This is a genomic window from Acidovorax sp. GW823-FHT01C06 (genome assembly GCF_058798375.1).
The window spans coordinates 29,380-46,606 of sequence record NZ_JBXAKN010000015.1; the positions used below are offsets into that span (position 1 = coordinate 29,380).

At 68.9% G+C, this 17,227-nt stretch carries 17 protein-coding genes; 8 read left to right on the forward strand and 9 right to left on the reverse strand.

Annotated features, from left to right (window positions below):
- The first annotated feature begins 36 nt into the window (after window positions 1-36).
- The 5 genes from AC1RCS_RS23735 to AC1RCS_RS23755 all read left to right on the forward strand — a co-directional run bounded on the left by AC1RCS_RS23735 (window position 37) and on the right by AC1RCS_RS23755 (window position 4,602).
- Window positions 37-738 (forward strand): 3-oxoacid CoA-transferase subunit A, encoded by a 702-nt coding sequence (locus AC1RCS_RS23735; RefSeq protein ID WP_218295971.1) that lies wholly within the window; start codon window positions 37-39, stop codon window positions 736-738.
- A 29-nt stretch (window positions 739-767) separates the two neighbouring features.
- Entirely contained in the window at window positions 768-1,418 is a 651-nt protein-coding gene (locus AC1RCS_RS23740; RefSeq protein WP_218339585.1) for a 3-oxoacid CoA-transferase subunit B, read from the forward strand.
- A gap of 72 nt (window positions 1,419-1,490) precedes the next feature.
- On the forward strand, window positions 1,491-2,696 hold the full coding sequence (gene pcaF, locus AC1RCS_RS23745) for a 3-oxoadipyl-CoA thiolase (protein WP_492246401.1): 1,206 nt from the start codon (window positions 1,491-1,493) through the stop codon (window positions 2,694-2,696).
- A 14-nt stretch (window positions 2,697-2,710) separates the two neighbouring features.
- A complete protein-coding gene (locus AC1RCS_RS23750; RefSeq protein ID WP_492246400.1) occupies window positions 2,711-3,442 on the forward strand; it encodes an SDR family NAD(P)-dependent oxidoreductase in 732 nt (243 codons plus the stop codon).
- A gap of 146 nt (window positions 3,443-3,588) precedes the next feature.
- Window positions 3,589-4,602 carry a Bug family tripartite tricarboxylate transporter substrate binding protein gene (locus AC1RCS_RS23755; RefSeq protein ID WP_492246399.1) on the forward strand — a complete coding sequence of 338 codons (1,014 nt, stop codon included), beginning with the start codon at window positions 3,589-3,591 and terminating at the stop codon, window positions 4,600-4,602.
- A gap of 114 nt (window positions 4,603-4,716) precedes the next feature.
- Here the strand turns inward: AC1RCS_RS23755 and AC1RCS_RS23760 are convergent, their stop codons facing one another.
- Window positions 4,717-5,319, reverse strand: coding sequence for a short chain dehydrogenase (locus AC1RCS_RS23760; protein ID WP_218339581.1), 603 nt, complete (start codon window positions 5,317-5,319; stop codon window positions 4,717-4,719).
- A gap of 127 nt (window positions 5,320-5,446) precedes the next feature.
- Between AC1RCS_RS23760 and AC1RCS_RS23765 the strand changes: the two genes are divergently transcribed.
- Window positions 5,447-6,358: a LysR substrate-binding domain-containing protein gene (locus tag AC1RCS_RS23765; RefSeq protein WP_492246398.1), complete on the forward strand. Its 912-nt coding sequence runs from the start codon at window positions 5,447-5,449 to the stop codon at window positions 6,356-6,358.
- A gap of 152 nt (window positions 6,359-6,510) precedes the next feature.
- On the opposite strand, the gene AC1RCS_RS23770 is transcribed toward AC1RCS_RS23765, so the two are convergent.
- From AC1RCS_RS23770 to kefC, 8 genes are all read right to left on the reverse strand, one after another.
- Complete coding sequence (locus AC1RCS_RS23770; protein WP_492246397.1) at window positions 6,511-6,966, reverse strand: PaaI family thioesterase; 456 nt, start codon at window positions 6,964-6,966, stop codon at window positions 6,511-6,513.
- Window positions 6,963-7,652: a transglutaminase-like domain-containing protein gene (locus AC1RCS_RS23775; protein ID WP_218295963.1), complete on the reverse strand. Its 690-nt coding sequence runs from the start codon at window positions 7,650-7,652 to the stop codon at window positions 6,963-6,965. The genes AC1RCS_RS23770 and AC1RCS_RS23775 overlap by 4 nt, the downstream gene beginning before the upstream one ends.
- Window positions 7,653-7,770: 118 nt before the next feature.
- Window positions 7,771-8,415, reverse strand: a complete 645-nt coding sequence (locus tag AC1RCS_RS23780; RefSeq protein ID WP_369643204.1) for a trimeric intracellular cation channel family protein — start codon at window positions 8,413-8,415, stop codon at window positions 7,771-7,773.
- 170 nt (window positions 8,416-8,585) lie between these two features.
- Window positions 8,586-8,969, reverse strand: coding sequence for a hypothetical protein (locus AC1RCS_RS23785; protein ID WP_369643203.1), 384 nt, complete (start codon window positions 8,967-8,969; stop codon window positions 8,586-8,588).
- Entirely contained in the window at window positions 8,966-9,832 is an 867-nt protein-coding gene (locus tag AC1RCS_RS23790; RefSeq protein ID WP_369643202.1) for a hypothetical protein, read from the reverse strand. Before AC1RCS_RS23790 ends, AC1RCS_RS23785 begins: the two co-directional genes overlap by 4 nt.
- A 77-nt stretch (window positions 9,833-9,909) precedes the next feature.
- Window positions 9,910-11,064, reverse strand: a complete 1,155-nt coding sequence (locus tag AC1RCS_RS23795) for a PepSY-associated TM helix domain-containing protein (RefSeq protein WP_369643201.1) — start codon at window positions 11,062-11,064, stop codon at window positions 9,910-9,912.
- Between the two features lie 34 nt (window positions 11,065-11,098).
- A complete protein-coding gene (locus AC1RCS_RS23800) occupies window positions 11,099-13,291 on the reverse strand; it encodes a TonB-dependent siderophore receptor (protein WP_492246396.1) in 2,193 nt (730 codons plus the stop codon).
- A gap of 292 nt (window positions 13,292-13,583) precedes the next feature.
- On the reverse strand, window positions 13,584-15,491 hold the full coding sequence (gene kefC, locus AC1RCS_RS23805; protein ID WP_492246395.1) for a glutathione-regulated potassium-efflux system protein KefC: 1,908 nt from the start codon (window positions 15,489-15,491) through the stop codon (window positions 13,584-13,586).
- A 255-nt stretch (window positions 15,492-15,746) separates the two neighbouring features.
- Between kefC and AC1RCS_RS23810 the strand changes: the two genes are divergently transcribed.
- The gene (locus AC1RCS_RS23810; protein ID WP_218339573.1) at window positions 15,747-16,385 is read left to right on the forward strand and encodes a LysE family translocator; all 639 of its coding nucleotides are present in this window, start codon (window positions 15,747-15,749) and stop codon (window positions 16,383-16,385) included.
- 119 nt (window positions 16,386-16,504) lie between these two features.
- Window positions 16,505-17,125 carry a nucleotide-binding protein gene (locus AC1RCS_RS23815; protein ID WP_218295956.1) on the forward strand — a complete coding sequence of 207 codons (621 nt, stop codon included), beginning with the start codon at window positions 16,505-16,507 and terminating at the stop codon, window positions 17,123-17,125.
- Window positions 17,126-17,227 lie beyond the last annotated feature (102 nt).

The window sequence follows — 17,227 nt, forward strand, 5'->3', positions numbered from 1 at the left end:
GAAACCGAAGATCAAGCAAATCACGAAAGCGTTTCGATGATCAACAAACTGGCGGACTCGGTGGCCCAGGCCCTGCAAGGGGTGAAGGATGGTGCCACGGTGTTGATAGGCGGATTTGGCACGGCGGGCATTCCGGGTGAGCTCATCGACGGGCTCATCGCCCAGGGCGCCCGGGACCTGACGGTGGTGAACAACAACGCCGGCAATGCCGACCAGGGCCTGGCCGCGCTGCTCAAGGCGGGGCAGGTGCGCAAGATCATCTGCAGCTTTCCGCGCCAGGTCGACAGCTATGTGTTCGACGACCTGTACCGCAGCGGCAAGCTGGAGCTCGAGCTCGTGCCCCAGGGCAACCTGGCCGAGCGCCTGCGGGCGGCGGGGGCGGGCATCGGCGCCTTCTTCTGCCCTACGGCTTACGGCACCGAGTTGGCCGCCGGCAAGGAAACGCGCGAGATCAACGGCAGGCACTACGTGCTCGAATTCCCCATCCACGGCGACGTGGCGCTGATCAAGGCCGAGCAGGGCGACCGCTGGGGGAACCTCACCTACCGCATGTCGGCCCGCAACTTCGGGCCGGTGATGGCCACCGCCGCCAAGACCACCATCGCCACCGTGCACGAGGTGGTGGAGCTGGGCGCGCTGGACCCCGAGGCCATCGTCACCCCCGGCATCTACGTGAGCCATGTGGTCAAGATCGACCGCACGGCCACGCAGGCGGGCGGTTTCAAGAAATCGGCATGAAATCGGCCCCTACCGCACAAGGATAAAGCGTGAGCAGCTATCAAAAGCGTAGTAAAGAAGAACTGGCAAAACGCGTGGCGCAAGACATCCACGACGGCGCCTACGTCAACCTGGGCATCGGCCAGCCCACCCTGGTGGCCAACCACATTCCCGCGGGCCGCGAGGTCATCCTGCAAAGCGAGAACGGCATCCTGGGCATGGGCCCAGCACCCGCCGCAGGCCTGGAGGACTACGACCTCATCAACGCCGGCAAGCAGCCGGTGACGCTGCTGCCCGGTGGCGCGTACTTCCACCACGCCGACAGCTTCGCGATGATGCGCGGCGGGCACCTCGATATCTGCGTGCTGGGCGCCTTCCAGGTCAGCGCCACGGGCGACCTGGCCAACTGGAGCACCGGCGAGCCCGGCGCCATCCCGGCCGTGGGCGGCGCGATGGACCTGGCCATCGGCGCCAAGCAGACCTGGGTGATGATGGACCTGCTGACCAAGCAGGGCGCGAGCAAGATCGTCGAGCGCTGCAGCTACCCGCTCACCGGTGTCGCGTGCGTGAAGCGCATCTACACCGATCTGTGCACACTGGCCTGCACGCCCACGGGGCTGCAGCTCATCGACACCGTGCCGGGCCTTTCCCACGCCGAACTCGAAAGCCTGGTGGGCCAGCCCATCCGTCCGGCGGCCTGAGCACCCGCGGGCGCCCCGAATCCCTTCCCTTTTCAACGAGCCGATCCACCGAGATCCGAGGAGACAAAAAACATGACCACCCAAGCCTTCATCTGCGACGCCATCCGCACCCCCTTCGGCCGCTACGGCGGCGCATTGAGCAGCGTGCGCACCGACGACCTGGGCGCCATCCCCATCAAGGCGCTGATGGACCGCAACCCCGGCGTGGACTGGGCCGCGGTGACCGACGTGCTCTACGGCTGCGCCAACCAGGCCGGCGAGGACAACCGCAACGTGGCCCACATGAGCAGCCTGCTGGCGGGCCTGCCCATCGACGTGCCCGGCGCCACCATCAACCGCCTGTGCGGCTCGGGGCTGGACGCCGTGGGCACCGCCGCGCGCGCCATCAAGGCGGGCGAGGCGGGCCTGATGATCGCGGGCGGCGTGGAGAGCATGAGCCGCGCGCCCTTCGTCATGCCCAAGGCAGAAAGCGCCTTCAGCCGCAACAACGCGGTGTACGACACCACCATCGGCTGGCGCTTCATCAACAAGCTGATGAAGGAAAAGTACGGCGTGGACTCCATGCCCGAAACCGCCGAGAACGTGGCCACCGACTTCGGCATCGAGCGCGAGGCGCAGGACCGCATGGCGCTGCGCAGCCAGCTCAACGCCGTGGCGGCCATCAAGGACGGCCACCTGGCGCGCGAGATCGTGCCGGTGCATATCCCGCAAAAGAAGGGCGACGCCATCGTCGTCAGCCAGGACGAACACCCCCGCGAGACCAGCCTGGAAGCGCTGGCCAGGCTCAAGGGCGTGGTGCGGCCCGATGGCACGGTGACAGCGGGCAACGCGTCGGGCGTGAACGACGGCGCCTGCGCGCTGCTGCTGGCCGATGAAGCCCATGCCGCCAAGTACGGCCTCAAGCCCCGCGCCCGCGTGGTGGGCATGGCCGTGGCCGGTGTGGCGCCGCGCATCATGGGCTTTGGCCCCACGCCCGCCACGCAGAAGGTGCTGGCGCAGACGGGCCTGACCATCGACCACATGGACGTGATCGAACTCAACGAAGCCTTTGCCGCGCAGGGCCTGGCCGTGCTGCGCGCCCTGGGCCTCAAGGACGACGACGCGCGGGTGAACGCCTGGGGCGGCGCGATTGCGCTGGGCCACCCGCTGGGTGCCAGCGGCGCGCGGCTGGTCACCACCGCCGTGAACCGCCTGCACGAGCATGCGGGCCAGTACGCGCTGTGCACCATGTGCATCGGCGTGGGCCAGGGCATCGCCATCATCCTGGAGCGCGTGTGACCGTGGCCTCTGCAGTGACTTCCTCCACCCCCGTCACCGTCGTCACCGGTGCCAGCAACGGCATCGGCCGCGCCATTGCCGAAGCCGTGCTCGCCCAGGGCCGCGCCGTGGTCAATCTGGACTACGCGCTGCCCACGTGGAGCCACCCGCTGCTCACCTCGTACCAGGGCGACCTGACCGACGAGGCATCGACCCGCGAGCGCGCGGCAGAGATCGCCGCCAGGCACAACGTGACCGCCCTGGTGAACAACGCGGGCGCGACGCGCCCCGGCACCATCGACACCGCCACCACCGCGCAGCTGGACGACGTGGTGGGCCTGCACCTGCGCGCGCCCATGCTGCTGGTGCAGGCCTTTCTGTCCACGCTGCGGGCCTGCGGCCAGGGCCGCATCGTCAACATGTCGTCGCGCGCCGCGCTGGGCAAGGGCGACCGCGTCGTCTACTCGGCCACCAAGGCCGGGATGATCGGCATGACGCGCACGCTGGCCATTGAGCTGGGGCGTGACGGCATCACCGTCAACGCCATCGGCCCCGGGCCGATTGCCACCGAACTCTTCCGCCAGAGCAACCCCGACGGCGCGCCGCAGACGCAGCGCATCCTGAACAGCATTGCCGTGGGCCGCATGGGCACGCCCGACGACGTGGCCCGCGCGGCGCTGTTCTTCCTCTCGCCCGACAACGGTTTCGTGACCGGGCAGGTGTTGTACGTGTGCGGTGGTACCACGCTCGGCGTGGCACCTGTCTAGCCACCTGAACGCATTTTCACTGCAGCCCTGAAAGGGGCGCACTCCCTGTTCTCGCCCGGAGGCCTTGGCGCCCGGTTGAGGCCACGGCGCGGCGGATTCCGCGCTCGTGACACCCATTTCATCCACCTTTCTGAAGGAGACAAACCATGACCCGTCCCATCCACACCACCCGCCGCTTCGCGCTGTCGGCCGCTGCCTGCGCGGGCATCGCCGCTATCGCCGGTGCAGGCCTGCTGGGCAGCAGCGCAGCAATGGCCCAGGCCTATCCCACCAAGCCTGTCACCATCGTCGTGCCCTTTGCCGCAGGCGGCACCACCGACATCCTGGCCCGCATCATCGGCCAGGCGCTGACCACCGAACTCGGCCAGTCGGTCATCGTGGACAACCGCGCCGGTGCGGGCGGCAACATCGGTGGCGCGCTGGCGGCCAAGTCGCCGGCCGATGGCTACACGCTCTTCATGGGCACGGTGGGCACGCACGCCATCAACGCCGCGCTGTACAAGAAGATGCCGTTCGATCCCATCAAGGATTTCGCGCCGCTCTCGCGCGTGGCCAACGTGCCCAACCTGCTGGTGGCCAATCCGGCACAGCCCTATAAGAGCGTGAAGGAGCTGATCGCCTACGCCAAGGCCAACCCCGGCAAGGTGAACTTCGGCTCGTCGGGCAACGGCAGCTCCATCCACCTGTCGGGCGAGCTGTTCAAGAGCCTGGCCAAGGTGGACATGGTGCATGTGCCCTACAAGGGCAGCGCACCGGCCGTCACGGACCTGCTGGGCAACCAGATCGGCATCATGTTCGACAACATGCCCTCGGCCATCCAGCATGTGCGCAGCGGCAAGCTCGTGCCCATTGCCGTGACCACGGCCAAGCGCTCGCCCGAGCTGCCCAACGTGCCCACCATCGCCGAAGCCGGCGTGCCAGGGTATGAAGCCACGTCGTGGTTCGGCATGTTCGCGCCCACCGGCACGCCCGCACCGGTGCTGGCCAAGCTGAACACCGCGCTGGTCAAGGTGCTGAACCAGGCCGAGGTGAAGAAGAAGATCAACGAGCAGGGCGCCGAGACGTACAGCGAGACGCCCGAGCAGTTTGCCGCCTTCATCCAGGCCGAGTCCGTGAAGTGGGGCAAGGTGGTCAAGGAGTCGGGCGCCAGCTTGGACTGATCTGCGCCTTCGGTCATCGAAGCTACTAAAATGATAGCTGCTGACGCTTGATAGACAAGCGGCAGCAGCTATTTTCTTTTCATGCCCAGACGGGTAGGGTGCAGGTGGCCGTGATCATTGCACGCGGTACACCCGCCCCGTCTGCGCGCCTTCCACGCTGCGCTGGTAGCCGCGCGCGGCGCGCTCGGCAGACACCGTGTCGAAGCCGGGGAAGAACGGCCCGTACACGCCCACCGATTCGGTGAGGATGGTGGGGCTCACGGCGTTGATGCGCAGGCCGCGCGGCAGCTCGATGGCGGCGGCGGCCACGAAGCCCTCGATGGCGGCGTTCACCGCCGTGGCGCTGGCGCCGTTGCGGATGGGCTCGATGGACAGGATGCCTGCGGTCAGCGTGATGGAGCCGCCATCGGCCAGGTACTTCTGGCCGATCAAAGCCAATTGCACCTGGCCCAACAGCTTGTCCTGCAGCCCCAGGTTGAACTGCTCGGGCGTCATGTCGGCCAGCGGGCCGAAGTGCAGGTTGCCGGCGGTGCTGATGATGGCATCGACCTGGCCCACCGCCTCGAACAGCCTGGCGACCGAGCCCGGCTGGGAAAAGTCTGCGCGGTGCGTGCCGCTGCTGCGGCCCACGGTGATCACGTCGTGGCGCGCGCCCAGGTTGGCCAGCACGGCCTGGCCGATGGTGCCGCTCGCGCCGATGAGAAGAATCTTGGACATGGTGTTTTCCTTTGCTTGAAAAAGAACGGGTGGAGGAACAGACAGGCCCCGATTCTTTTGCGAATCAATCAATGCATAAAGTACATTGAAGTTCTTCTTGTGCTAACCATTGATTAGGAATCAGCCCATGGACAAACTGCGCAACATGGAAGTCATGGTGGCCGTGGTCGAAGCCGGCAGCTTCGCCGCCGCCGCGCGCCAGCTGCAGGTGTCGGCCGTGATGGTGGGCAAGCACATCCAGCAGCTCGAAACCCACCTGGGCGCACGCCTGTTCCAGCGCAGCACGCGCCAGAACAGCCTGACCGAGGTGGGCGCCGCGTTCTACGAAGACAGCAAGCGCGTGCTGGAGCAGGTGCGCTGGGCCGAGTCCGCCGTGGAGCGCAGCCGCGCCGTGCCGCAGGGCCTGCTGCGCGTGAGCGCGCCGTTCACGCTGGGCAACCACGTCATCGCGCCGCTGGTGGCCGACTTCCTGCAGCGCTATGACCAGGTGCGCGTGGACCTGCAGCTCACCGACAGCGTGGTGGACCTCACGGGCGAGGGCTTCGACGTGGCCGTGCGCATCGGCCAGGTGGTGGATGAGGGCCTGGTGGCGCGCCCGCTGCGCCCCTACCGCATGGTGATCGCGGCCGCGCCGGCCTACCTGCAGCGCCATGGCACGCCCGGGCGCGCCGACGATCTGGCCCGCCACCAGTGCCTGAGCCATTCGGTATGGCAGCGCCGTGTGGAATGGACGCTGAGCGATGGCGACGCGGAGTTCTTCTGGCCCGAGAACGCGCGTTTTGTGTGCAACCAGGGCGACGGCCTGCGCCAGGCCGCGCTGCGCGGCCTGGGCCTGATCATGCAGCCCGAGGTGCTGCTGGCCGACGACCTGGCCAGTGGCGCCCTGGTGCCGGTGATGCAGCACTGCCTGCCGGTGGCCCGCGCCGTGCATCTGGTCTATGCGCCGGACCGGCGGCAGCTGCCCAAGCTCGCGCGGTTCGTGGAGCATGTGGTGGGAGTGATGGGCATCGCGGGCGATGCTGCCGCGCCGCGGGCGTAGCCCTTCCCCATGCCATGGGCGGCTACCCGGCGTGGTCTGGCGATGCGGCCATGGCGAGGCGCCCGTGTTCGCCGCGCGCCGCCGGGGCCGAGGGCCTGCGCACCTGCAGGCCGTGACAGCGGCCACCACGGCGGCCCTGGCCGCCGGGCGGGCTAGGCAGGGCCCGTGGGGCCTATCTTGAACACCCCGCTCACCCGCGCGCAGGGCACGCCATCGGCCGTCACCAGGCCCTGCGCGAACACCAGCGAGCGGGTGATGCGCAGCGGCTCGGCCTCGCCCTCCACCCAGGCGCCCAGCGGCGCGGGGGCTAGGTAGTCGATCTGCAGGCTGATGGTGGGCAGGAAACGGCCGGCCACCTCGGTGCTCTTGCGGTGCACCGACAACGGCAGCAGCATGTCGCAGAAGCTGGCCATCATGCCGCCGTGCAGGTTGTTCATGGGGTTCACATGGCGGTGCTCCACGCGAAAGCCGAATTTCACCACCGCACCTTCGTGCCGCAGGTACAGCGGGCCGTTGTGCTCGATGAACGGGCCGCCCGAGGGCAGGGCCGCGAAGCCATCAGGGACCTGGGGCGCGGTGCCCGGTGCCGCCAGCGGGGCCTGCGTCATCGCGCCGCCTCCTGCTCCACGTCGCTCGCAAAGCTCGCGCCGTGCAGCGCGCTCGTGGTGCCGCCACCGAGCCAGCCGCCGTACACGGCCTGGAAGTCGGCCACGATCCGCGCCAGCGGCATGTCGTCGAAAGCGCCGCGCTGCAGCACGTATTCCATGTGGCGCTGGCCGGTCTTGTCGAACGGGTGGTAGATCGAATCGTTTTCGCCATCGAACTCCAGCGGCAGCAGGCCAAAGCGGTCGCACAGCTCGATGTTGAAGGCGGGCGTCGCCTTGCGCCACTGGCCGTCGAGCCAGATGTCGGTGTAGCCGTGCCAGATGAAGAGGTCGGTCTTCATGGTCTCGCGCATGCGCTCGGTGCTGAGGTGGTTGCGCACATCGGCAAAACCCATGCGCGCGGGAATGCCCGCCGCGCGGCATGCGGCGGTGAGCAGCGCGGCCTTGGGCACGCACCAGCCATGGCCCTGGGCCAGCACGGTGCTGGCCGCCATGCCGTGCGGCGACAGGTCGATGCGGTACGGGTCATAGCGAAAGCCGTCGCGCACGGCCAGGTACAGGGCGACGGCGCGCCCGCGGTCGGTGGCGCCGCGCGCATGCGCGGCCGCGAAGGCCTGGATGGCGGGGGCGTCGCTGTCGATGAGCGCGGTGGCGCGCAGGGCGGCGGGGGTGGGGTGGTCCGGGGTCATGGTCTCGATACTCCTCGCGGCCCAGTGTGCAGGCCGCGCCGGTGCAGGGCTGTCACGGTGGTGCCACGCGGCACAGTGTGCCGGATCGGCGGCCGGGATGGCGGCCTCTGGTTTCTTGTCACACCCGCCAGGCGGGCAACTGCCAGTTGCGCCACAGCGCCAGCCCGCGCAGCCCGGCCGTGAGCAGCACGCAGGCCACGAGCGGAGCCCAGTCCGGCGCCTGCACCTGGCGCAGCGCCACGTCGGCCCAGCCGCCCGCGAAGGCGCACAGCGCGTAGGGGCGGTGGTCGCTGAAGGCCTGGGGCACCTCGTTGCACAGCACATCGCGCAGCACGCCGCCAAACACGCCCGTGGTCACGCCCATCATCACGCTGATGATGGGCGGCATGCCGATGGCGGTGGCGATGTCCACGCCCACCGCCGCGAACAGGCCCAGGCCAATCGCGTCGGGCAGCAGCATGGCGCGCTCGGTGGGCTGAAAGTGGCGCTGGCGCATGAACAGCATCGCGCCCACGCACAGGGCCAGGATGCCCCAGACAAAACCGGTGTGGCGTATCCAGAAGAAGGGCCGCTGGTCCAGTAGCAGGTCGCGCAGCGTGCCCCCGCCGAAGGCCGCGACGAACGCCACCACACACACGCCCACGGCGTCGAGCCGCTTGCGCGCGGCGGCGATCACGCCCGAGAGGGCAAACGCGATGGTGGCGGCCACTTCCAGGAAGAAGCGCAGGGTGTGCACCCAGGGGGCGTCGAGCAACTGGTCCATGGGCGCGATTGTGCCGTGGGGCAGCGGGTGCGGGCACCGGCGCATGGCAGTGCCGTCTAGATATTACGCTATAAAATATATAGCTACAAGTGCTTATGTATCAAGCGCTGGGTCCCATTTCAACCCAAAATCTGGCGCCTTGCCCACCTGGCGGAGGTGGCACGCGTCCATCAGCCTGCCCAGCCCCCTGCACGCACCAGCTCCCACGCCAGCGCCAGCACACACCCCGCCCCGCCCAGCGCACCCAGCCGCTGGGCCCACGGCAGGCTGGCGGCGGGCCACTGGTTCATTGCCAGCACCAGCAGCCAGCCGAGCACCATCCATGATGCGGCCACCAGCGCCAGTCCGGCGGCCAGCCCGGTCGCGGCGGTGGCTGCCAAGCCCTGCAGCAACAGCGTGCCGATGGCCACAGCCCAGGCGCGCAGCGGTGCAGGTGGCGCCTGGCCGGTGCTGCCGACGCCGTGGCCCCAGGCGCGGGTGGGCACGGTGCGCGCCCAGCGGGTCAGCGCGATCAGCGAGGCCAGTGCGGTGCAGGCGGCGATGAGTTCGTTCATGCGGCCTCCGGCGGGTGGCGGTCAGAAGCATGGACCTGTGCGGTGGGTGTGATGCGCTCCGTCTGCCGCGTGCGCAGCCTCCGCCGTGCGCGCAGCAGCAACGGGGCACCCGCGGCCAGCGCGCACAGGGCTGCGGCGACGGCCCACTGATCCAGCCCCGCCTTGGCTGCCAAGCCGCCGTAGGCCAGCGTTGCCAGAACCCACAGCAGCAGGGCGGTTCGGGGCGCCCAGTGGCGCAACGCGGCGGCGGGCAGCGCGACAAAGAAAGCCAGCAGCAGGCCCAGCATGCCCGACGAGCGCGCTGGCTCTGTCGCCACGATGTGGGCGAGCCGAAACGATTCCACCGCCAGTGCACCGGCCAGCCAAAACGGCAGGTGTGCAGGGATGCCAAAGCGGGCCAAAACGCGCGCGGGCCAGCGGCGGCGTTTGGTGGTGTGGTGCGTGCCAGGATGGCCAGCGCGGCCCGGCGTGGCCGCAGCCTGGTGGCGCACCGCTTTGCGCCGTGGCGCCTGCACGCGCTGCGGCCCGATAAAGGTCGCAATGCCCACGCAGGCAGCGCCCACCAACGCGAGACTGGCCAGCATGCCGGACGCCAGCGCGCTCCCCAGCACCAGGCCCACCGCACCGGCCAGCGCCAGCAACGCCCCCGCGCCACCCAGCGACACGCGCCACAGCGCCAGCGTGCGCAGCGCCCACGCGGCCAGCGCCGACAGCAGCAGCCATGTGCCGATGAGCAACCACACGGCCCACACCGGCCGCTGCGCCAGCGAAGGCAAGCCGGGCGGCCCCCACAGGTGCACGAACACGGCCACGATCAGCGCCGCGGGCGTGGTGGCGTGCAGGGCCAGAAAGAAGCGTTGCATGGGTTGGTGGGGCGGGCAGAAATCGACAATAAATAGCGGTGCGGAGAGGCGGATGAGCGTGTGCAGTGGATGGGACCTCAACCTGCCGCCGCCATGCCCCCGGCCGACGCCTGCGCGGCCTCGGCCTCACGCCGCCGCTGCTGGCGCGCATCGAGCCAAATCAGCGTGCCCGAGATCGACAGGAACGCGGGCGTCATGCCCAGCAAGAAATACAGCCACTTGAGCGCCAGCCCGCCGAAGTCGCCAAAGTGCAGCGGCTCCATGAGACCGTTGACCAGCGACCAGAATCCCGCCGTGCGCGGGTCGTGCACCTTCCTGGGCACGCCGGTGGCGGCGTGGATGTCCACCCGCGCGGTGCTGGCCAGGTGGCCGCTCAGGTTGCCGGTGAAGCTGGCCTCGGCGGTGTCGGTGCCCCAGCGGCGCATCGACACGTAGCGCGCCTCCAGCCCCGGCACGGCCTGCTGCGCGGTGGCGTACAGGGCATCCAGCGACTGCATGCGCACGGGCTCGGCGGCATCGCCAGCGGCCTTGCGCGCGGGCTTGGCGGTGGCTGCGACTTCGGTGCTGCTGGTGGTCACGTATTTGTAGCCCTGCTCGAACAGCGGCGCCAGGCCCATCCAGGCCCCCGTGGTGGCGATCAGGATGTGAAAGCCCAGGCCCCAGATGCCCGCGGACTTGTGCAGGTCGGACATCACCACGCGAAAGCTGCGGCCCCAGCGCTGGGTGAACAGCTCGGCCAGGATCTTGCGGTGGATGACGATGCCCGTGACGATGAGCACCAGCATCGCGGCGCCCAGAAAGCCCACGATCCAGCGCGGCCCGAAGAACAGGAACACGTGCAGCATGCGCAGGTACTGGCCGAGCTGGCTGTCCACCGGGCCCACCACCGTGCCCGTGTCCGAGCGCAGGGCCACCTTGGTGCGCGTGCTGGCCGGCGCGCCGCGCTCGCGCACGAAGGCGAAGTAGCTCGGGTTGACCGCGTCGGGCAGCGCGATGGTCTCCACCGTGGCGCCGGGGTAGCGGGTGTGCAGCTGCGTCAGCACCGCATCGAGCGACGCGGGCGTCGCAGAGCGCGGCAGCTGCGCCAGCGACGGGTTGGCCCACAGGTCGATCTCGTTCTTGAACACCACCACCGCGCCCGAGAAGCACACGATGAACATCAGCAGCCCCGTGACGATGCCCGCCCAGGAGTGCAGGACGAAAAGGCGGTTCAGGGTGCGCTGGCTGGTCATGGTCGGCTCGCGGTGGCGGGGCGATGGCGCTGCGTCAGAAGAAGTACGTCACGCCCAGGTTGAAGCTGCGCGGCAACGCGGGCGAGACCACGTTGGCGTTGATCGCGCCGTCGTAGTACGCCTTGTTGAACACGTTCTTCACCCCCGCCGTCACGCGGTAGTTGTCGCCCGCGTAGCTGATGGACGCATCGGCCACCACATACGACGGCAGCGTGAAGGGATACGAGCCGATCTGCTCGCTGACGTAGCGCCCGCCCATGCCCAGCGTGATGCGCTGGTGCTGCGGCAGCTTGTAGGTGGCCCAGGCCGTGAGCGTGTGGCGCGGCGTGAGGTTCAGCGGCAGGCCCACGATGGCGGCGTTGTTGTCGCGCGTGACCTTGGTCTGTGTGTAGGTGTAGGCGCTGGTCAGCTTCCAGCCGTTCTTGAGGTCGGCGCCCAGCTCCAGCTCCAGGCCGCGCGCGCGCTGCTGGCCGGTCTGCACGCTGAAGCCGGTGTTCACGGGGTCGGCGGTGGTGACGTTCTCGCGCACCAGGTCGAACACGGCGAGCGCGCCGGTGAGCTGGCCATTGGGCGACTCATACTTCACGCCGGCCTCCCACTGCTTGCCGGTCTCGGGCACGAAGTTCGATCCCGCAAAGGTCAGGCCCGATTGGGGCAGGAACGATTCGCCGTAGCTGCCGTACGCGGCCCAGCCGGGCTTGAACTCGTACACCAGGCCGGCGGACAGCGTGGTGGCGCTGTCCTTCTGGCGTGTCTGCGTGTTGGCCACGCGGTTGTTCGTGTCGTTGGTGGACCAGTCGCGGCGCAGGCCCACCAGGGCCGTCCAGCCCTGGCCGAACTTGATCTGGTCCTGCGCATACAGCCCGGCCACGGTGAGCTTGGCGGGCGCGTCGCTGGTCAGCGCCGTGGGGCAGGTGGCCTGCATGCCGTAGACGGGCGCGAACAAGTCCAGCGCGCCGATGCGGCAGGTGCGGCTGGCCAGCAGGCTGTGGCCGCTGCGCACGTCCAGGCCCGTGACGAGCTGGTGCTTGGCGCCCAGCGCCTCGAAGCGCGTGAGCATCGAGGTGTCGGTGGCCAGCAGGTCATAGTCCATATACTGGCGCGACGCCTGGCGGTTCTGCAGCCGCTGGTTGGCCTGCAGCGCCTGGTTGGAGACGAAGTTGCCCGTGCCCTTCTCGGTCTCGTAGCGCACGTTCTGGCGGAACGTCATCGCGTCGGACACCTTGTGCTCCAGCGCATAGCCCAGCGTGGTGCTCTCCACGTCGTACACGCCAAAGGCAGGATCGCCCGTGAACAGCGTGCGCGACAGGGTGCCGTTGCGGTTGGGCAGCAGCGTGCCGTAGGGCGTGATGCCCTGCTGGCGCATCCACTCGCTGCGGCTGTAGGTGGCGAACAGCACCAGGTCGGTCTGCGCGCCCAGGTCGATGGACAGCGACGGGGCGAACCACCGGTCCTTGCGGTAGACGAACTGCGTGGGGTCGTCGGCGTTGGACACCTGGGCATTGATGCGCAGCGCCGTCTTGCCCGATTCGGACAGCGGCTTGTTCACGTCGGCCTGCAGCGTGCGCTGGCCGAAGCTGCCCACCTCGACGCCCACTTCGTTCAGCGCATCCTTCTTGGGCCGCTTGCTCACCGCGTTGACGATGCCGCCGGGCTGCACCTGGCCGTAGAGCACCGACGCCGAGCCCTTGAGCACCTCGAAGCGCTCGTAGCCGTAGGGCTGCAGCTTGGCCCACATGCCGGGGCTTTGCACCAGGCCATCGACCAGGATGGATTCGGTGGAGCGAAAGCCCCGGATGTTGATGTCGTCAAAACCCCGACGCCCGAAGTTGACGGGGCTCACGCCCGCCACGGTCTGCAGCGCCTGCTGCACGTTGGTGATCTGGCGCGACTCCATCTGCTCGCGCGTGACCACGCTCACGGACTGCGGGGTCTCCAGCCGGCGCATGGGCGCCTTGCCGGCGGTCTGGGCCTCGACGGGCGCAAAGCCCATGTCCTTCTCGGTGCTGGCATTGATGCGCACTTCCTGGAGCTGCGGCGCGGCCACCTGGGCGGCGGCCGCCGGTGCATCGGCGTCCTGCTGTGCCACGGCGGCCTGGGCGAGGCACAGGGCCAGCGGGGTCAAGGCAAACACCCCGGCCTTGCGGGCCCAGGGGTACGGGGAGGAAGAGGGGGCGAGCGAAGAGCGCGGCGAGAAACGGGCCGCGCGCGAGGGCTGAAAAGACATGGGAGTCCCGATGGAGAGAAAGCCGAGGGCGGACAAACGCTGAAGGCGCTGGCTCGCGTGGCTTTTCGGGACGCTGGCTGGCAGGAGTGGGTATTCTAATGCGAATAGTTATCGTTTGAGAGGTGGCCATGCAAGCGGCGCCGCAGTGCGCGTTGCGCGGTTCCGCCGGACGGCCAGGCACCGCCGCAAAGACCGACCGCTTGCGGGCGCGCATGACCGTGCTCCCTCCCGCGCGGCAATCGTCGGTCTTTTGCTATTGAATAGATAGCATCTGGCGCTTTGTAGATCAGCGTCAAGGCCTGTTTTTGTCCACATCCTGGGCGCTGTCCGCCCCGTCGGCGCTCTGCGGGCTCCCGGGCTCGCCATACCCGGGGTACGCGCCCCTCGCCGCCCCCAGCGCCGCGCTCTCCTGCCGCTCCTTGGCCATCTGCTCGGCGAACTGGTTGCGCCCCTCGCGCGCCACCGCGATGAACTTGGCGCGGTCCTTGTAGTGCGGGTACATGCGGTCGGCCAGGGCGATGTTGTGGGTGCGAAAGCGCCGGGTGATGGCCGTGGCCTCGGCGGGCGCCAGGCCCATCAGTTCCAGCACCGTGTGCGCGCTTTGCAGGCTGGACTCGAACAGTTCGCGCTGCACCAGCGTCACACCCAGGTCGCGCAGCTTGTTCCAGTGCGTGACGTCGCGCGCGCGGGCCACCACCTGCAGCTGGGGGAAGTGTTCGCGGGCAAGCTTGGCGATCTTGAGGGACTGCTCGGCATCGTCCACGGCGATGACCAGGATGCGGGCGTGTTCGGCGCCCGCGATGCGCAGCAGGTCGAGCCGCGTCGCATCGCCATAGAACACGCGGTAGCCGAAGGTGCGCGCCACTTCCAGCATCTCCACGCTGTGGTCCAGCACGGTGGTGCGCAGGCCCTGGGCCAGCAGCACGCGCGAGACGATCTGCCCGTAGCGGCCGAAGCCCGCGATGATGATGGGCGCCTCCTGGGGCTCGGAGATTTCCTCGGCCCGGGGCTCGGACTTGAGCTGGGCGTAGCGGCGCAGCAGCACGCGGTCCAGCAGCACCAGCAGCAGCGGGCTGATCAGCATCGACAGCGCCACCGCGCCGATGAGCAGCGAGGCCGTCTCGGCCGGGAACACGCTGGCACCGGCGGCGGCCTGGAACACCACGAAAGCGAATTCGCCGCCCTGGGCCAGCAGCAGCGTGAACACCGGGCGCTCCTGGTACGGGATGTTGACCAGCTTGGCCAGCGTGTAGATCACGATGGCCTTGGCCGCGAGGAAGCCGACCAGGATGGCGGCCATGAGGCCCGGCGAGCGCAGGATCACGCCGAAGTCGATGCTCATGCCCACGGCGATGAAGAACAGGCCGAGCAGCAGGCCCTTGAAGGGCTCGATGTCGGCCTCCAGCTCGCGCCGGTACTCGCTGTCGGCCAGCAGCACGCCGGCCAGGAAGGCGCCCAGCGCCATCGACAGGCCCACCATCACCATCAGGTAGGCGATGCCCACCACCAGCAGCAGCGCGGCGGCGGTGAAGATCTCGGGCGTGTTGCTCTTGGCGATCCAGCGCAGCACGGGGCGCAGCAGCAGGCGCCCGCCCAGGATGATGGCGGCGATCACGCCCACGATCTTGAGCACCTCGAGCGCCATCTCGCCCGGCGTGTGGCCCGCGCCGTCGCCCGCAGCGGCGCCCAGCACCGGCAGCAGGGCCAGGATGGGGATGGCCGCCACGTCCTGGAACAGCAAAATCGAAAAGCCCGCCTGCCCGCTCTGGGTGCGCATGAGGTTGCGCTCGGCCAGCGACTGCAGCGCGATCGCCGTGGAGGACAGCGCCAGGCCCAAAGCGCCCACCAGGCTCACGCGCCACGGCAGGCCGGCGAGGGCGCCCAGCGCGAACAGCACGGCCGCGCAGCCCAGCACCTGCGCGGTGCCGGTGCCGAAGATGGGGCGGCGCAGCGCCCACAGGCGGCTCGGTTGCAGCTCCAGCCCCACGAGGAACAGCATCAGCACCACGCCGAATTCGGCGAAATGCAGGATGTCCTGCACATTGCTCACCAGCCCCAGGCCCCACGGCCCGATGGCGATGCCCGCCGCCAGGTAGCCGATGATGGCCCCGAGGCCCAGCGCCTTGGCAATGGGCACGGCCAGCACCGCCGCGGTGAGGTACAGGAAGCCGTAGGTGAGCCAGGTGGGGGCGTGTTCCATAGAGGGGGATGCGGGCGATGGCGTGGGGGAAGGGGCGTCGCGGGGATGCGGGCGTGGGCGTGGGCGTGTCAGGATTCTGGCACCGTCCCGGCGATGTGGAGAGGCTGGCGAGGCATGTTGTTGCGGCGCTTCACTTTTAATAGCATCTGGCGGTGGTGGGGCAAGTGCTGGAGGCGCTCTTCATGCATGCCATGGCGGCGGCGCGGGCGCGTTGTTAAGATGCGTGCCCTTCTCGGATTACAGGCGCGGTGTTTCATGGACTTGCAGACTTGGCTGGCTTTTTTCGCGGCGTCGTGCCTGATCGCGGTGTCGCCGGGCTCGGGGGCCGTGCTGTCGATGAGCCATGGCCTGTCGTTCGGCGTGCGCAAGACGGGCGCCACCATCTTCGGCCTGCAGCTGGGCCTGCTGCTGATCCTGCTGATTGCCGGGGCGGGCGTGGGGTCGCTGCTGCTGGCGTCCGAGGTGGCCTTCAGCGTCGTCAAGGTGCTGGGCGCGTGCTACCTGATCTATGTGGGCTTCAACCAGTGGCGCGCGGGCGACGCATCGCCCGTGCAGGGCGATGAGGAAGCACCGGCGGGCACCTGGCAAAAGCGCTGCCTCACGGGCTTCCTGACCAACGCCACCAACCCCAAGGGCATCATCTTCATGGTGGCCGTGCTGCCCCAGTTCATGACCGACACGCGCCCGCTGTGGACGCAGCTCCTGGTGATGGCCGCCACCACGGTGACGGTGGACGTGGTGGTGATGCACGGCTACGCTTTCGGGGCCAGCGCCCTGCGCCGCCTGATGCGCAGCGCGCGTGCGGTGCGCGCGCAGAACCGCGTGTTTGGCGGCCTGCTGATGGCGGTGGGCGCGGGGCTGTTCTTCGTCAAGCGTGGCGGCCAGCACGCCTGAGGTGGCCCCAGCGTGTTGCTGATGCTTTGATTTTGATAGCTGCTGGCGCTTGTCCATCAAGCGCCAGGGGCTGATTTGGCTTGTATTTTCATGGATGCGCGGATTCCAAGGAGGTTGTCATGCCAGTAGTTGTTGTCGCCAACCCGAAGGGCGGCGTGGGCAAGTCCACGCTGTCCACCAACATCGCGGGCTACTTTGCGAGCCAGGGGCATCCCGTGATCCTGGGCGACACCGACCGGCAGGAGTCCGCCAGGCTCTGGCTGGGCCTGCGCCCGCCGGCCGCGCGCCCCATCGGCGCCTGGGACGGCCTCAGCTCGGACGTGATCAGCCGCCCGCCCAAGGGCACCACGCATGCTGTGCTTGATACGCCCGCCGGCCTGCACGGCTGGCGCCTGAACGACGTGCTCAAGCTGGCCGACAAGATCATCGTGCCGCTGCAGCCCAGCGTGTTCGACATCTTCGCCACGCGCAGCTTCCTGGACCAGCTGGCCGAGCACCGCCACGCGGCGGGCGTGCCCGTGGGCATCGTGGGCATGCGCGTGGACGCGCGCACCAAGGCCGCCGAGCAGCTGCACCACTTCGTGGACAACCTGGGGTTTCCGGTGCTGGGCTACCTGCGCGACACGCAGAACTACATCCACCTGGCGGCGCATGGCCTCACGCTGTTCGACGTGGCGCCGGGCCGTGTGGCGCGCGACCTGGAGCAATGGCAAGGAATCTGTACGTGGCTAGACACATGAACCCCCCTGAGGCGCTGCGCGCCTTCCCCCGAGAGGGACGCCACCCCTGGACTGGCAAAGCCAGATCCACGGTGGCACTGGCCTGGGGAGTGCCAGTTGCTG

Bases quoted from the DNA above. Each gene is read 5' to 3' on its own strand.
- AC1RCS_RS23735 (WP_218295971.1), top strand. From the start codon at position 37: ATGATCAACAAACTGGCGGACTCGGTGGCCCAGGCCCTGCAAGGGGTG.
- pcaF (WP_492246401.1), top strand. From the start codon at position 1,491: ATGACCACCCAAGCCTTCATCTGCGACGCCATCCGCACCCCCTTCGGC.
- AC1RCS_RS23755 (WP_492246399.1), top strand. From the start codon at position 3,589: ATGACCCGTCCCATCCACACCACCCGCCGCTTCGCGCTGTCGGCCGCT.
- AC1RCS_RS23760 (WP_218339581.1), bottom strand. From the start codon at position 5,319: ATGTCCAAGATTCTTCTCATCGGCGCGAGCGGCACCATCGGCCAGGCC.
- AC1RCS_RS23765 (WP_492246398.1), top strand. From the start codon at position 5,447: ATGGACAAACTGCGCAACATGGAAGTCATGGTGGCCGTGGTCGAAGCC.
- AC1RCS_RS23770 (WP_492246397.1), bottom strand. From the start codon at position 6,966: ATGACGCAGGCCCCGCTGGCGGCACCGGGCACCGCGCCCCAGGTCCCT.
- AC1RCS_RS23775 (WP_218295963.1), bottom strand. From the start codon at position 7,652: ATGACCCCGGACCACCCCACCCCCGCCGCCCTGCGCGCCACCGCGCTC.
- AC1RCS_RS23780 (WP_369643204.1), bottom strand. From the start codon at position 8,415: ATGGACCAGTTGCTCGACGCCCCCTGGGTGCACACCCTGCGCTTCTTC.
- AC1RCS_RS23785 (WP_369643203.1), bottom strand. From the start codon at position 8,969: ATGAACGAACTCATCGCCGCCTGCACCGCACTGGCCTCGCTGATCGCG.
- AC1RCS_RS23790 (WP_369643202.1), bottom strand. From the start codon at position 9,832: ATGCAACGCTTCTTTCTGGCCCTGCACGCCACCACGCCCGCGGCGCTG.
- AC1RCS_RS23795 (WP_369643201.1), bottom strand. From the start codon at position 11,064: ATGACCAGCCAGCGCACCCTGAACCGCCTTTTCGTCCTGCACTCCTGG.
- AC1RCS_RS23800 (WP_492246396.1), bottom strand. From the start codon at position 13,291: ATGTCTTTTCAGCCCTCGCGCGCGGCCCGTTTCTCGCCGCGCTCTTCG.
- kefC (WP_492246395.1), bottom strand. From the start codon at position 15,491: ATGGAACACGCCCCCACCTGGCTCACCTACGGCTTCCTGTACCTCACC.
- AC1RCS_RS23810 (WP_218339573.1), top strand. From the start codon at position 15,747: ATGGACTTGCAGACTTGGCTGGCTTTTTTCGCGGCGTCGTGCCTGATC.
- AC1RCS_RS23815 (WP_218295956.1), top strand. From the start codon at position 16,505: ATGCCAGTAGTTGTTGTCGCCAACCCGAAGGGCGGCGTGGGCAAGTCC.